Genomic DNA, 12052 nt, shown 5'->3' with positions numbered 1-12052 from the left:
GGGATGATAAAAAGGTTTTAGCAACGATACCTCATTTTAAATACAGACGAAATGAAACCACTCGTTTGTTTCACTTTTGATAAAAATTCTTCAGAGAAATGTGATCTGTGGTATGATGTTTTACAAGAAGCAAGGACAGGATATGAGGGATTTTACATGCATGTATTTAAAGACTATTATCATAATACGGTCAAGCTCTCCTTTGAAGAGAAGCCTTTTTCAAGTCATCCAAAGCATGTTTGGGCCATCTGCCGTTACCAGGGGAAATGGCTGCTCACTGAACATGAGGATCGGGGCTATGAGTTTCCAGGAGGGAAAGTTGAGCCAAATGAAGAAGCAGACCAAGCCGCTATACGTGAGATTCAAGAAGAGACGGGTGCTGTTGTTCGTGAATTAACGTATATTGGCCAATATCAGGTGCTAGGCAGAGAAAAGATCATCGTAAAAAATATTTATTTCGCTGATATTGAAAGGCTAGTGAAGCAAGACACGTATTTTGAAACGAAAGGTCCTGTTCTTTTCGCAGACTTGCCAAGATCCATCGCAAAAAATAAGAATTTCAGTTTTATTATGAAAGATGATGTGTTAAGACAAAGTCTTGCTTATTTAGAAAAGAACGGTTTGATTCGTTAAAAAAAGCGAGCGCAGGGAGACCATCCCTGCGCTTTTTATTTTTGGAGAAAACGGCGTTCGAGCCATTCCACAAGCTGGTACATGATGGTAGCAAACACAGCAATAATGAAAAGACTTAAGAACACGAGTGTAAAGTTGAAGACTTGAAAGCCGTATATGATCATGTAGCCAAGCCCTTTTGAGGATACAAGAAATTCCCCTACAATGACCCCAACCCAAGAAAGACCAACATTCACTTTGATGGCAGAAATCATCGTTGGAATACTAGCTGGCAAAATGACCTCACGAAAGACGACGCTTTTTTTCGCGCCAAAGGTTTTCATCACCTTTAAATAATTCTCATCGATCTCTTGAAAGGCAGTGTAAATGACGATCGTCGTAATGATCACACTAATGATCGCACCCATGGCGACGATGCTAATCATACCAGGTCCAAGGGCAACAATTAAAATGGGGGCGAGGGCAACTTTTGGCATGGCATTTAAAATAACTAAATAAGGATCAAGAACGTTTGCGAATCGGGTAGACCACCATAAGGCGGCAGCGAGCAAAATGCCGCAAAAGGTACCAAGTAGAAAACCGAGCACCGTTTCAAATAATGTAATACTCATATGATTCATTAGAGAACCATCTTGAATTTTTTGCACAAACAATTGGCAGACTGCAGATGGTGAACTGAAAATAAGCGGATCAATGAACCTGAAATGACTGGCAAGCTCCCAAAGCGAAAAGAAGCTGGCGAATATGATGAGCTGATAGATACGTGTGATCCGTTTTTCCATTCGGTATTTTTTGCGATAGGCTTCATGTAAAAGGTCACTGTGTTTCAACTGTTTTCAGCTCCTTCCAAATCGTTTGAAAGAGCTCTTGGAAATGCGGGGTCTGTCTCGCTTCAAAAGGAGAGAGAGCCCTTATGTCGTCTGGAACGGTAAAGATTCGCTGGATAGAGCCTGGATGTTTTGAGAATAAGAAAATGCGGTCACTCATCGCAATGGCTTCGCCAATGTCATGTGTCACAAGGACTGCTGTTTTTTGATAGTCTTTTAATGTGTGAAAGACGAGATCTTCTAATGTGAGTTTGGTTTGGTAGTCTAGCGCTGAAAATGGCTCATCTAGTAAAAGCAGACCGGGATCAACTGCAAGCGTTCGGGCGAGAGCCGCACGCTGCCTCATTCCGCCAGACAGCTCCTTCGGATATTTTTCCTCGACTTCAGGCAGTCCAAGCTTTGGCAGTAAATCAAGGGCAGCTGAGGTGGCCTCATGCGAATCTTGTTTCGCAATTTTCAACCCGAGAATGACATTTTCCTTGATGGTCTTCCAAGGAAACAAATAATCTTGCTGGAGCATATAGCCGATTTGATGCTCCTGTTGATTTGGTTCTTTTCCTTCGATTAAAATTCGACCTTCAGAGGGCGGCGTAATTCCTGCGATGATAGACAGCAAGGTGGTTTTTCCGCAGCCGCTGGGACCAATAAATGAGATGAATTCACCTTGGTCTATCTCCATATTGATGTGCTGTATAGCTGTTGTTTTTTCTTTTAAAGAGAAGTACGTATGGGTCACATGGTCAATTTGAAGGAAAGACATGTGCTACCTCCTATTCTATTTGTGATCTGTGACCTTCTTTGCAATGGATGAATCGACAAGTTGTTTGTACGGGATAAATTCCGGCAATTCACCGCTCTCCTTCATGATTTCCTGCAATTTGTTCCATTCTTCTTCATTTAGAAGGGGATCTGTTGCATAGGAATCTTGCTGTTTGTAGCGTTTGATGGCAGTTGATAAGACTTCAAGATCTGTATCAGGAAAATGAGACTGAATGGCCTTTGCGATCTCCTCAGGCTGCTTGGCTTCTACCCATTTCTGCGCTTTGTAAATGGCTCGGATGAAGGCTTCAGCGGTCTCTTTGTTTTCCTCTAAGTAACTCTTCTTTGCCATGAAGGTGGTATATGGCACCTTGCCAGAAGCTTCTCCAAAGGAGGCGGTAATGTACCCTTTCCCTTCTTTTTCGAGTAAGGAAGCGGTCGGTTCGAATAACTGTACAAAATCGCCAGTTCCAGAGGAGAACGCACCTGAAATGTTGGCAAAATCAATATTTTGAATCATACGAAGATCCTTTTTTACATCAATGCCTTCTTTTTTCAAGACATATTCACCAACCATTTGCGGCATGCCGCCTTTCCGCTGTCCTAAGAAGTCTTTTCCTTTTAATTGATCCCAAGAGAATTGGTTTACTTTCTCCCTTGAAACAAGAAATGTGCCGTCTGTTTGTGTCAGCTGTGCAAAGTTTATGACAGAATCCTTTGTGTCTTGAGCCTCTACATAGATAGAGGATTCAGACCCAGTCAGGGCGATATCAGCACCGCCTGATAAGAGAGCTGTCATCGTTTTATCGCCGCCCCAAGTGGTTTTTAGTTCAACCTCCAGGCCTTCTTCTTTGAAGAAATCCTCTGATAAGGCGACATATAGCGGAGCATAAAAGACCGAATGGGTCACCTCGGCTACTTGTACGGTCTGCTCTTGTTCTTTTTTACAGGCGACAAATGGAATAAAGAGCAGGACGACGACGATGAATGCCAGTCTGACTTTGATGGAACGATTCAAGAGTAATTCGCCTCCTTTGTTCTAGATCACTATTAAAGTATGTGAAAAGGGATTTTTGGTGAGTGCCTAGACGAAAATAAGAAGCGCATTGTTTATTTATAGAACGCGTCTTTTTTTCTATACTAGAGGCATGAAGGCTTTCTTGAATTTGGCAGAAATAAAGGAGCGGTTTCGTGTATAGATTGAGTTGGGTATTTATTGGATGGTATTTAGTAGGTCTGATCTTAATGGTCTTTTTTGAAGTGCCAGCATGGCTTCAGTTTGCAAACGGAATCTTTCTTGTGCTGTATGCTTGCTGCGTCATCGAGATTGGGCGACAGATATATGGGTCATGGGGGTTTGTCATCAAAAGGGCAGTCATTGTCGGGGTGCTTACATTTACGGTGGAGTGGGTAGGGATCACAACGGGGTTCCCATTTGGGGCCTATGACTATTATCCGACGCTAGGTTTTCTAGTGGCGGGGGTACCGTTAACCATTGCATTTGCTTGGGTTGGCGTGTTTTTAAACAGCCTTTTTTTATCCAGTCAGCAGTCAAAGTGGAGACGAGCCGTCGAAACAGGGATATGGATTGTGTTGCTTGACCTCATATTAGATCCAGTAGCAGCTGAGCGGAAGTTTTGGGTGTGGTATGACGGCGGTGGGTTTTATGGTATTCCTTTTGAGAATTTTGTGAGCTGGGGTATGATTGGAGCAGGACTTTCATTTCTTTTCCCGCTTGTCTCAATTGATCAAAAGGTACTCAGCTGGACGAGTCGTATTTATCAGGCGATGGTGTTCTTTTTTGGTCTTTTGGCATTAAAGGGCGGACTCGATGTCATTTTTTATTTAGCACTGATCATTGTCATTTTGTGTGAAGGAAGGGTTCGATTTGAAAGAAAGCGACAAAAGCCGATCGTTTAGACGTCTATTTTCACTTTATCTAGAGCGATATTTACTCCATAAGCATTTCCGCTGTGTCATGATGAAAGGTTCGGTGGACCCGAAGGAAAACCTGCCAGTTCTTTATCTCGCCAATCATAGCTCATGGTGGGATGGACTGATCATTTTTCTTTTAACAGAAAAGGCGTCTGAACTTGATCACTACATGATGATGGAAGAGAAGCAGCTGAAGCAATATGCTTTTTTCCGAAAGCTTGGAGCGTTTCCAGTTCATAAAGAGAATCTGAAAAGTGTGAAGCAAGCATTAATGACTGCAAGAGAGAACATGCAGGATGGCGGAGCGGTATGGCTTTTTCCACAGGGGAAAATTATGCATCAGGACGTGAGACCGCTTGAACTGGAAGGCGGGGCTTCTTTTTTAGTGAGGCAATTTGAACAAGTCGTGGTGAAGCCTGTAACCTTGCAGTATACATTTAATCAATATCAAAAGCCGATAGTTTCTGTTGTGTTCGGTGATGATGCCATCGTATCTGGAAGCTCCCTGCGAAGCAAGGACATGACGCGTATACTTGGCGATCTGCTTGAAACGCAGTTAAACAGACATCAATCACAGATCATTGCGGATCCTGATTTTTCAATTAACGAAGAATTTAAACAGGTCACAAGGACAAGTCAGTCAACAAGTGATGCGTTTGATTCTTTTAAAAAGTGGGTGAGAACATGGCGCTCTTCTTAACTGTAATCAGTGTGCTGTTGCTTTGTCAGTTTCTATTCACCATATGGAATATGAAGCAGTTCCCTGTGTTAAAGCCCGCTTCCTTTTCGCCAGATGAACCTATTTCGTTATCGATCTTGATTCCGGCTAGAAATGAGGAGAAACGGATAGAAGCCTGTCTTCAGTCGATCGTTGATCAACGTCTTTATCCGAAAGAGGTAATTGTACTTGATGATCATTCGGCCGATCAGACAAGAGCGATTGTGGAGCGCTTCTCACAAACATATCCATGGATTCGTGTGCAGTCAGGCCGGCCATTAAAGCCAGGCTGGCTAGGAAAATCATACGCCTGTTCTCAGCTCGCTGAGGTGGCGGCTTCTGATTGGCTGTTATTTTTAGATGCGGATGTCCGGTTGAAACGGGGAGCAATTGAAGCTGTGTATGAGCAGTTATGCGCGCAAAAAATGGGCATGCTGTCAGGTTTCCCAGAGCAAAAAACAGGAACATTCTTTGAGCATCTTGTCGTTCCCATGATGATGTTTACGATTGGCTGTCATCTGCCTGTGAAGTGGGTCAGAAAATCAAAGAATTCGGCTTTTGCCGCCGCACATGGGGGCTTTATTGCCATTGAAAAGAGTTGCTATCACAATATCGGCGGGCATGAAGCGATTAAGGATTCGCTAGTGGATGATATGGCATTGGCTAGACGGGTGAAGGAACAAGGCTTTCCGTTCACACTTGCAAGCATTCATCCGTTTGTGTATATGAGAATGTATGAGAGTGGACAAGAGGTATGGGAAGGTTACAGGAAAAATTTGTTTCCAGGTGTCAATCGAAGCATTGCTTTGTTAAGCAGTGTCTTTTGTTTATACACCCTGCTTTATTTGGCTCCAATCATTTGCTTGATGGTGGCTTTGCTAAAGCTGGATGTGCTTAGTATATGCTTAGCCATTCTTTGCTACGGACTAGGTGTGTCGATCAAAGCGGCAATTGATATTGAGAACGGAAGAACATCTGCAATGGCCTTTTTATTACCGCTCAGTATTTTGAGTCTGATCGCCATTGGCTTTGCTTCTATGAAAATCGGGCTGAAAAAAGAAGGGTATGAATGGAAAGGGAGAAGGTACGAATGAAAAAAGTGATCATCATCGGCGGCGGGCTTGGTGGATTATCAGCAGCGATCCGCTTACAGTCACGCGGGGTTCAGGTCACCATATTAGAAAAAGAAGCAGCTTTAGGCGGGAAATTGCAGCGCCATCAAGGGGCTGGCTATTCTTTTGATCTAGGACCGAGTACCATTACAATGAAGTCATACTTTGAGGAAGTATTTGCTTCCTGTCATAGACGGATGGAAGATTACGTCACATTTTATCCGATTTCTCCTCTGACCAAAAATGTTTTTTCAGATGGACATACGGTCGAATTTACGCCGAATATTGAGCAGATGGAATCACAAATTGCAGCATTCAGTCCTGAAGATGCGAAGCAATACCGTGCATTTTTACAGGAATCAAAGATGCTTTTTCAACAGGCTGAGGATCAGTTTTTAAATCGTTTGTTATTGACGTGGAAGGATAAGGCGGATGTAAAGCTCGTGAAAGCATTTCTCTCTGTCAAACCGTTTACAACCGTTCAACGTTTGCTGCGTCAATATTTCCATCATCCGCATACATTGGCGATGTTTGGACGGTATGCTACATACATCGGCTCTTCTCCCTATGAGGCTCCGGCTATTTTTAATATGATGGCGTATTTAGAAGGGGAGAAAGGGATATATGCAATAAAGGGCGGTACATATCGTTTAGTTGAAGCATTTGAGACTTTGGCAAAGGAATTAGGCGTACAGATTCACCTGAATGAACAAGTCAACAAGATTCATGTGAAGGACCGGCGAATCAAAGGAGTAGAAACGGCTCACCAGATGTATGAAGCAGATCAAGTCATTGCCGGAGCGGACGCGCTGACTGTCTACCGCCATCTGATTGATGAGAAAGACCGTCCGAGCTTTTTAAATCAAAAGTTTGCTGCCATTGAACCGTCACTATCTGGCTTTGTTCTCTTATTAGGTGTACCTAAAGTCTATGAACAGCTGTCCCATCACAATGTGTTTTTCCCAGAGAATTATGAGCAAGAATTCAAGGATATTTTTCAGAAAAAACAACTGCCTCAGGATCCAACGCTTTACATATGTTATTCAGGTCATTCAGAACCAGCTTTAAGCGGAGGACCGGGAAGAAGCAACTTGTTTGTACTGGCGAATGCGCCTTATGTGACAAAAGAGCAAGATTGGGACATGCTAAAGGAGACATACCCGCAGCTTATGAAAACAAAATTAAAGGAAAAGGGTCTCTTTGATCTGGATAATGTGGCCGAATATGAAGCGGTTCAAACTCCGCTTGATCTGCAGCAGAAAACGGGCGCATATTATGGAGCCATTTATGGTATGTCTTCCAACTCGTTCAAGCAGGCGTTCTTCCGCATCAATAATCAGTCAAAGGACATTGAAGGACTTTGGTTTGTTGGAGGAACGAGTCATCCAGGCGGCGGCACGCCGATGGTGACTAAATCAGGCCAGCTTGTGGCAGAAGCGATCATCAAGCATTTGACGTAAGAACAGATGAAAAGGAGAGAAATCAAGTGATTGTGGAAAAAAGAAGGTTTCCGTCCCCCCATCCGCATATTCACTTATTTACAGTGACCTATGAGGCAGATGGACTTCGGATCAAAGGGTTGCTCGCTGAACCAGCCGGAGAAGATCTCTATGATGGCTTTTTGTATTTAAGAGGCGGCATAAAAAATGTGGGGATGGTCAGACCAGGCCGGATTGTGCAATTTGCCGCGCAGGGATTTGTTGTATTTGCGCCCTTTTACAGAGGAAATCAGGGAGGCGAAGGAAACGAAGACTTTGCCGGAGAGGACCGGAAAGATGCTTTTGCTGCCTTTCAATTGTTAAAGCATCATAAAAAGGTGAAGCAGGATCGTATTCATATCTTTGGTTTTTCGCGCGGAGGCATTATGGGCATTTGGACCGCTGTTGAAATGAAACAGGAGGCCGCTTCCTTTGTGACATGGGGAGGCGTCAGTGATATGAAGCTCACCTATGAAGAGCGTGTGGATATGAGAAGGATGATGAAACGTGTGATTGGCGGTCCCCCGCACAAGGTGCCAGAGGCCTATGAGGATAGAACGCCTTTAAATGATGTGGATAAAATTGAAGCGCCTGTTCTCATCATCCACGGAGAAGAGGATCAGAATGTATCCATTGAGCATGCGTATTTATTAGAAAATGCGCTGCGTCAGCACGGAAAGTCAGTGGAGACTTGGTATTTCCATGGATACAACCATTATTTTCCGCCGCAGCATAATCGGGAAATTGTCAGAAGGCTGACGACGTGGATGCACAGCCGGAAAAGCGGAAATGTGGTAAAATAAGCAGTATAACGAAATTTAGAAAGTAGGGGGATTTTCAATATGGGAATGCCTGTTGAATTTAATACAATGATTGTCACGAAGGGAAAAGAGACAAGAATTGAAGAGAATGTATTTGAACTCATGAAGGAAGGGTACCGCATTTATCCATTAAATATTCCGCTTGAGGTGCGTAAAACGAAAGACGGAGAAAAAACAGGGACAGCACTCGTTGAAAAGCTAGAGCTTACAGACAATGTGACAAAGGTGACTTACCGTCTCGTATCATTACATTCAACGAACTAACAAAAAAAGCTGAGGGAATGATTCCCCTCAGCTTTTGTCATTTGATTATACGAGTGGTCCGCCTTTGGCTTCAATGTCACTTGCTGCATGGCTGAATTTTTGGAAGTTCTTTTTAAATTCATTGGCAAGGAAGTGTGCTTTTTCTTGATAAGCCTCTTGGTCATCCCATGTTTTAGATGGTTGAAGCACTTCATCTGGTACGCCAGGAATATGAAGCGGGATGTGTAATCCAAAGATGTCATCAGTGATCATTTCGGCGTTGTCGAGGTCGCCTTCGATCGCTGCTTGCACCATTGCTCTTGTATGCGCTAGGTTCATACGTTTGCCTGTACCATAACCTCCGCCAGTCCAGCCTGTATTCACAAGGAATACTTTTGCGCCGTGCTCATCAATTTTCTTGCCAAGCATTTCAGCATAGACGTGAGCTGGAAGCGGCAAGAATGGTGAACCAAAGCAAGTAGAGAATGTCGTTTCTGGTGATGTGACACCGCGCTCAGTTCCTGCTAATTTACTTGTGTAACCGCTCAAGAAATGGTACATCGCCTGTTCTTTTGTTAAACGGCTGATTGGAGGTAAAACGCCAAATGCATCAGCTGTTAAGAAGACAATGGCAGATGGGTGTCCTGCGATACTTGGCTTCACGATGTTATCAATCATTTCGATTGGGTAAGCAGCTCGTGTGTTTTCAGTGAAGAACGTATCATCATAATCTGCTTCACGTGTTTCTTCATCAAGCACAACATTTTCAAGAACTGATCCAAAGCTGATGGCTTTGTAGATTTGCGGCTCTTTTTCTTCGCTTAAGTTCACACATTTCGCATAGCATCCGCCCTCAATATTGAAGACTCCTGAGCCAGACCAGCCGTGTTCATCGTCACCGATCAGCTTGCGGCTTGCACTTGCAGAAAGCGTCGTTTTCCCAGTACCTGAAAGGCCGAAGAATAGTGCGACATCGCCTTCTTGACCGACGTTTGCTGAGCAGTGCATGGATAAAATATCTTGCTCAGGAAGCAGGTAGTTCATGACAGAGAAGATGGACTTTTTCATCTCTCCTGCATACTCTGTTCCACCGATCAGAATGGTGCGTTTTTCAAAAGAAACGATAATAAACGTTTCAGAGTTTGTGCCATCTGTTTCAGGATCTGCTTTAAAATGCGGTGCAGATAAGATGGTGAATGGTTTTTCGTTTGAAGAAGGTGTTGATCCGTCAGGTCTGATGAATAGTTGCTTTGCAAAGAGATTGTGCCATGCAAATTCGTTTACCACTGTAATTGGCATACGGTATCTTTCATCTGCGCCGGCAAATCCTTCAAAGACGAATAGTTCATCACGTTCTTTTAAGTATGACACAACCTTTGTATATAAACGGTCAAATGCTTCTTTAGAAATCGGCTGGTTGACTTGACCCCAATCAATTTTATGTTCAGAGCTTTCTTCTTTCACGATAAATTTATCTTTAGGCGAACGTCCTGTGTAGGCACCCGTTGTAGCACGGACAGCTCCTGTTGATGTTAAAACGCCTTCATCACGTGCCAAAATCTTTTCAACAAGTTTCGGAACAGATAAATTTTGGTGCGTATTTTCTAATGAGAGCAATGACTGCAAATCTTCTTTTAAATCCACTGAGTTCATAAAAAAACCCTTCCTTTACCGTTGAATTTGTTTTGTTTCAATTAGTATAACACATTCATAACAATAGTCTATACTATTTAAATATTTTTGTGTGTGTTTTTTCATTTCTGCTATGAAAATATGCTTTTTGGTGATGCTCATATTGTGGTGAAAAAAAGGGAAGATAATTCTGATGAAGCATTGACATGACGCAAGTGTTTAAGATAAGATATCTTATTGAACGGATACTCTTATCCCGAGTTGGTGGAGGGACAGGCCCGATGAAGCCCAGCAACCGGTTTCTTATGAAAAGGCATGAATATGCTGAGAAACCAAGGTGCTAACCTGATGCAAGGTACAAGAACACCTTGAGCGATAAGAGTGAAAGGCATGCGATCCCAGACCCTTTCCTCGCAATGAAGGAAATGGTTTTTTTATTTTTGGGACATCATATGAACAAATTGCCAATAACATCTCTAATAGAAACGTTTTCAAATATAAGAGGGAACGAGTTCCGTATCATATTGGAGGCCTCATCTTGGGATGATGTGGTCTTGTACAGGAGGAAATAGCCATTATGAGTCAAAATCGTCGTTTATTTACTTCAGAATCAGTGACAGAAGGACATCCGGATAAAATCTGTGATCAAATTTCAGACAGCATTTTGGATGAAATTTTAAAGAAAGATCCAAATGCACGTGTTGCCTGTGAAACTTCTGTTACAACGGGTCTCGTATTAGTAAGCGGAGAAATTACAACGTCTACTTATGTCGATATTCCAAAGACGGTGCGTGACACGATTAAGGAAATTGGCTACACGCGTGCGAAATATGGTTTTGATGCGGAAACATGTGCAGTGCTCACATCTATTGATGAACAGTCTGCTGATATTGCGCAAGGTGTAGACAAAGCGCTTGAAGCACGTGAAGGCACAATGACTGAAGAAGAACTTGATGCGATCGGTGCAGGTGACCAAGGATTGATGTTTGGTTTTGCCAACAACGAAACCGAAGAACTTATGCCGCTGCCGATTTCACTAGCGCATAAATTATCTCTCCGTTTAACTGAAGTTCGCAAGGATCAAACACTTTCTTATCTACGTCCAGATGGAAAAACACAAGTAACAGTAGAATATGATGATCAAAATAAACCTGTTCGTATTGATACAGTGGTTATTTCTACGCAGCATGCACCAGAAGTGACGCTTGAACAAATTCAAAGCGACTTAAAAGAGCATGTCATCAGCCCTGTCGTTCCAAGTGAACTGATTGATGAACAGACAAAATACTTTATTAACCCAACTGGCCGTTTCGTGATCGGTGGACCTCAAGGGGATGCTGGTTTAACTGGACGTAAAATCATCGTTGATACGTATGGCGGATACGCTCGTCATGGCGGCGGTGCTTTCTCTGGGAAGGACGCAACAAAGGTTGACCGTTCAGCGGCATACGCTGCTCGTTACGTAGCGAAAAACATTGTAGCTGCCGGCCTTGCAGATTCTTGTGAAGTACAACTTGCTTATGCAATTGGTGTTGCACAGCCTGTATCGATTTCAATTGATACTTTCGGAACAGGAAAAGCTTCTGAAGAAAAATTAATTGAAGTGGTTCGTGCGAACTTCGATCTTCGTCCAGCTGGCATTATTAAAATGCTTGACCTGCGTCGTCCGATCTACAAACAAACAGCTGCATACGGACATTTCGGCCGTCATGATTTAGATCTTCCGTGGGAAAAAACGGATAAAGCCGATACACTTCGCAAGGAAGCATTAGGACAATAACAACATATAAAACCGCTTATTTTAAGCGGTTTTCCTTTTGATTAAAAAAAATTCTACAATAAGCGAAAAAATGTGAAACAAAATCGGACAAATAACTGTCTAATTATAGGTCTA

General features: G+C 42.9%; 12 protein-coding genes and 1 riboswitch. Of the genes, 8 read left to right on the top strand and 4 right to left on the bottom strand.

The window, feature by feature from the left end; genetic code table 11:
* Positions 1-156: 156 nt before the first annotated feature.
* Positions 157-633, top strand: coding sequence for an RNA deprotection pyrophosphohydrolase (gene ytkD / locus MHI33_RS16610; RefSeq protein ID WP_044142144.1), 477 nt, complete (start codon positions 157-159; stop codon positions 631-633).
* A 35-nt stretch (positions 634-668) separates the two neighbouring features.
* On the opposite strand, the gene MHI33_RS16605 is transcribed toward ytkD, so the two are convergent.
* Genes MHI33_RS16605 through MHI33_RS16595 form a run of 3 tightly spaced genes read right to left on the bottom strand, consistent with a single transcriptional unit; the run spans position 669 to position 3237 of the window.
* Positions 669-1415, bottom strand: a complete 747-nt coding sequence (locus MHI33_RS16605; protein ID WP_411814193.1) for an ABC transporter permease — start codon at positions 1413-1415, stop codon at positions 669-671.
* 34 nt (positions 1416-1449) lie between these two features.
* Positions 1450-2220 carry an ABC transporter ATP-binding protein gene (locus tag MHI33_RS16600; RefSeq protein ID WP_044142147.1) on the bottom strand — a complete coding sequence of 257 codons (771 nt, stop codon included), beginning with the start codon at positions 2218-2220 and terminating at the stop codon, positions 1450-1452.
* 15 nt (positions 2221-2235) lie between these two features.
* The gene (locus tag MHI33_RS16595; RefSeq protein ID WP_126741762.1) at positions 2236-3237 is read right to left on the bottom strand and encodes an ABC transporter substrate-binding protein; all 1002 of its coding nucleotides are present in this window, start codon (positions 3235-3237) and stop codon (positions 2236-2238) included.
* A 173-nt stretch (positions 3238-3410) separates the two neighbouring features.
* Here MHI33_RS16595 and MHI33_RS16590 point away from each other — a divergent pair, with 173 nt between their 5' ends.
* From MHI33_RS16590 to MHI33_RS16565, 6 genes are read left to right on the top strand one after another with little or no spacing between them, the layout of a single operon-like run.
* The gene (locus MHI33_RS16590; RefSeq protein ID WP_106065804.1) at positions 3411-4139 is read left to right on the top strand and encodes a carotenoid biosynthesis protein; all 729 of its coding nucleotides are present in this window, start codon (positions 3411-3413) and stop codon (positions 4137-4139) included.
* The gene (locus MHI33_RS16585; protein ID WP_268453132.1) at positions 4108-4854 is read left to right on the top strand and encodes a lysophospholipid acyltransferase family protein; all 747 of its coding nucleotides are present in this window, start codon (positions 4108-4110) and stop codon (positions 4852-4854) included. Before MHI33_RS16590 ends, MHI33_RS16585 begins: the two co-directional genes overlap by 32 nt.
* Entirely contained in the window at positions 4839-5966 is a 1128-nt protein-coding gene (locus tag MHI33_RS16580) for a glycosyltransferase (protein WP_126741761.1), read from the top strand. Before MHI33_RS16585 ends, MHI33_RS16580 begins: the two co-directional genes overlap by 16 nt.
* Positions 5963-7444, top strand: coding sequence for a phytoene desaturase family protein (locus MHI33_RS16575; RefSeq protein ID WP_340912669.1), 1482 nt, complete (start codon positions 5963-5965; stop codon positions 7442-7444). Before MHI33_RS16580 ends, MHI33_RS16575 begins: the two co-directional genes overlap by 4 nt.
* A gap of 26 nt (positions 7445-7470) precedes the next feature.
* The gene (locus MHI33_RS16570; RefSeq protein WP_065098654.1) at positions 7471-8265 is read left to right on the top strand and encodes an alpha/beta hydrolase family protein; all 795 of its coding nucleotides are present in this window, start codon (positions 7471-7473) and stop codon (positions 8263-8265) included.
* A gap of 39 nt (positions 8266-8304) precedes the next feature.
* Entirely contained in the window at positions 8305-8547 is a 243-nt protein-coding gene (locus MHI33_RS16565) for a DUF2584 domain-containing protein (protein ID WP_044142154.1), read from the top strand.
* A 45-nt stretch (positions 8548-8592) separates the two neighbouring features.
* Here MHI33_RS16565 and pckA read toward each other — a convergent pair whose 3' ends face one another.
* Positions 8593-10179: a phosphoenolpyruvate carboxykinase (ATP) gene (gene pckA / locus MHI33_RS16560; RefSeq protein ID WP_012010978.1), complete on the bottom strand. Its 1587-nt coding sequence runs from the start codon at positions 10177-10179 to the stop codon at positions 8593-8595.
* Positions 10180-10406: 227 nt separating this feature from the next.
* Positions 10407-10540, top strand: a riboswitch (SAM riboswitch).
* Between the two features lie 195 nt (positions 10541-10735).
* Between pckA and metK the strand changes: the two genes are divergently transcribed.
* Positions 10736-11938, top strand: a complete 1203-nt coding sequence (metK, locus tag MHI33_RS16555; RefSeq protein WP_106066859.1) for a methionine adenosyltransferase — start codon at positions 10736-10738, stop codon at positions 11936-11938.
* The last annotated feature ends 114 nt before the right edge of the window (positions 11939-12052 follow it).

The organism is Bacillus sp. FSL K6-2971 (genome assembly GCF_038006405.1).
Lineage (GTDB): Bacteria > Bacillota > Bacilli > Bacillales > Bacillaceae > Bacillus > Bacillus pumilus.
The sequence above is the reverse complement of the archived record's forward strand: the minus strand, read 5'-3'. Positions and strand labels throughout refer to the sequence as shown.

What these genes read in the sequence shown, in the direction of transcription:
- ytkD (WP_044142144.1), top strand. Translation starts at nt 157, where the DNA reads ATGCATGTATTTAAAGACTATTATCATAATACGGTCAAGCTCTCCTTT.
- MHI33_RS16605 (WP_411814193.1), bottom strand. Translation starts at nt 1,415, where the DNA reads ATGGAAAAACGGATCACACGTATCTATCAGCTCATCATATTCGCCAGC.
- MHI33_RS16600 (WP_044142147.1), bottom strand. Translation starts at nt 2,220, where the DNA reads ATGTCTTTCCTTCAAATTGACCATGTGACCCATACGTACTTCTCTTTA.
- MHI33_RS16580 (WP_126741761.1), top strand. Translation starts at nt 4,839, where the DNA reads ATGGCGCTCTTCTTAACTGTAATCAGTGTGCTGTTGCTTTGTCAGTTT.
- MHI33_RS16575 (WP_340912669.1), top strand. Translation starts at nt 5,963, where the DNA reads ATGAAAAAAGTGATCATCATCGGCGGCGGGCTTGGTGGATTATCAGCA.
- MHI33_RS16565 (WP_044142154.1), top strand. Translation starts at nt 8,305, where the DNA reads ATGGGAATGCCTGTTGAATTTAATACAATGATTGTCACGAAGGGAAAA.
- pckA (WP_012010978.1), bottom strand. Translation starts at nt 10,179, where the DNA reads ATGAACTCAGTGGATTTAAAAGAAGATTTGCAGTCATTGCTCTCATTA.
- metK (WP_106066859.1), top strand. Translation starts at nt 10,736, where the DNA reads ATGAGTCAAAATCGTCGTTTATTTACTTCAGAATCAGTGACAGAAGGA.